This window comes from Streptomyces lushanensis, assembly GCF_001700515.1.
In the GTDB taxonomy this organism is placed as follows: Bacteria; Actinomycetota; Actinomycetes; order Streptomycetales; family Streptomycetaceae; genus Streptomyces; species Streptomyces lushanensis.
Window position 1 is genome coordinate 1 of record NZ_MAUD01000212.1, and the last position, 2,212, is coordinate 2,212.

The 2,212-nt window shown below is 70.5% G+C and carries 2 protein-coding genes; both read right to left on the minus strand.

Going from position 1 to position 2,212, the window contains the following annotated elements:
• A partial coding sequence (locus BFF77_RS18680; RefSeq protein WP_066951041.1) for a sugar phosphate isomerase/epimerase family protein occupies nucleotides 1-856 on the minus strand: 856 nt, incomplete at its 3' end.
• 263 nt (nucleotides 857-1,119) lie between these two features.
• Nucleotides 1,120-2,076, minus strand: a complete 957-nt coding sequence (locus BFF77_RS18685; protein ID WP_066951045.1) for a hypothetical protein — start codon at nucleotides 2,074-2,076, stop codon at nucleotides 1,120-1,122.
• Nucleotides 2,077-2,212 lie beyond the last annotated feature (136 nt).

Genomic DNA, 2,212 nt, shown 5'->3' on the forward strand with positions numbered 1-2,212 from the left:
CGGCGCGGGGACCGATGTCACGGACGAACTTCTCGTAGGGCAGATCGCCCGCGCCGAACTCGACGATGTCGAAGCCGTCGGCCTTCGACGGGTTGGCGTCGCCGTCCTTCATGTGGAACAGCGGGTAGCGGTAGGGCTGGTTGCGCACATACGCGGCCGGGTCGAAGCCGGGCCAGCGGTGCTGGCCGACGTACGCCCAGTAGATGTCCATCTCCAGATAGACGTGGCGCGGATCGGTGTTCCTGAGGAACACGTCGTACAGCCGCACCGACGGCTGGTCGGTGGCGAAGGCGAACTCGCCCGCGTGGTTGTGCTGGTAGAGCTTGAGGCCCCGGGCGGTCGCCGCCGCGCCCCAGGTGTTGAACTCCTCGGCGGCGGCGAGATAGCCCGCGACCGTGTTCGCGTTCGACGGCGCGTTGGCGGTGCCGATGTGCGGCATACCGAGGATCTGCGCGGCGTCCAGTTCGGCCTGGAGATTGCCGCGCAGGTTGCCGATGCCGACATGGCTGCCGACCGCGCGCAGCCCGTTGTCGTCCAGCAGCCGCCGGATCTCGGCGAGGGTGATCTGCCGGCCCAGGATGGAGGTGTTCTGGGTGTATCCGGCGAACTCGATCTCGCGGTAACCGATACGGGCCAGCTCCGGCAGGACGACGCCGAAGCCGAGCGCGCTGACCTTGTCGCGGATGCTGTAGAGCTGGATACCGATGCGGTCCTTGGGGATGGACAGGCCGCTGGTCGCGGCGGAGGCGGTCGCCGCCGTCGCCCCGGTGACCGAGGCGGCGGCGAGCGCCACGGTGGTGCCCACGGTGGCGCGCAGGAAGTCCCTGCGGTCGAAGGACTTGTGCAGATGGCCCATGGCCACTCCTGAGGGAGGAAGTGAGACGAGGAAGGTTCGAGGGCGCCGCGCCGCCGGGGGCGCGGTGCGGGAGTGTCGCGCTGGTGTGACGCCGTACCGGTGGTGCCACGCCGGTGATTCCGGTGCCGGTGCCCGTGCCGGTGATGCCGTGCCGCCGTGGCCCGTCGGGTCCCGTCGGGTTCCGTCCGAGGGATACAGGACCGGGAGGGGAACGCGGCGGCGGGCGCGGCTCGGGCGGTGCGGTGTGACGCGGCTACGGTGTGTCAGAGACGGGTCGCGCCCGCGGCGTGGGCGGCGGCACGTGCCTCGTCGGCACGCTCGGCGGCCTTCCCTGCCAGGTCGTTCCCGCGGTCCTGCGGGGCCGCCTTGGCGGAGCGCGCGGCGGCGGCGGACACGGCGGCGGTGGTCTCGCCGGTTATGCCACCGCGGATCCGGGCCAGGTCACCGACCTGGAGCGCCGGGGAGTTGCCGGTGGCCGTGAGCCTGCCGCGGACGATCGCGTTGTCCAGCACGGCGTTGGCGGTGTTGTCGGTGACCGTGAGGTCCTTGTCGAGGTACGTGGCACCGTCGCAGGAACCGAGCAGACCGGCGCCACCGAGCTGAAGCGCGTCGGAGTTCGCCTTGTACACGGTGTTTCCGTACACCTCGCTGGCGCACAGGACCCCGCCGAGGGAGTTCCCGCTCACGGTGAGCGTTCCGTCGACCGTGCTGTCGTAGACATCGCTGTACTGGTTGGCGTCACCGGTCAGGTCGCCGTCCACGGTGCTGCCGGAGACGTACAACTCGCCTGCCCGGGCTGTGACGTTCCCGTCGAGAGTCGAGTCCACGGCGTACAGGAAGCCCTGGTTGGCGGCGATCGCGCCCTTGACGGAGCTGTTTTCCAGATGCGTGCCGAAGGCTCCCTGCGCGTTCAGGTCGCCCTTCACCGCGGTGCCGGTGAGGTCCACATAGGCGTTCGCGCCCACCGTGAGACCGCCGTTGAAGGTGGCGCCGGCCGCGACGAGGTCGGCCCCGGCCTCCACCTTCACGGTGCCCTTGACCTTCGTACCGGTCAGCGTGCACGACTGCCCGGCCGGTACGACCAGGTCACCGCCGACGGTGACGGCGCCGCCGTCACCCACACAGGTGGTGTAGAGAGCCGCCTGCGCCGGGCCGGCGACCGCCACGAGGCCTCCGGAGGCCACCATCGAGGCTGTGGCGATGAACGTGCGGATCTTCATATCGCTTCCCTTCTCCTGCGGTCACGACCGCGTGGGTCGACGCGGTCCGATACCCCGTATGACGACGTTCGCCGGCATATGCCGACGGGGTTCCTGCACAGTGCGCGAGCGTGCGGCCGTCGCGACGGCGGACGCG

Bases quoted from the DNA above. Each gene is read 5' to 3' on its own strand.
- BFF77_RS18685 (WP_066951045.1), bottom strand. From the start codon at position 2,076: ATGAAGATCCGCACGTTCATCGCCACAGCCTCGATGGTGGCCTCCGGA.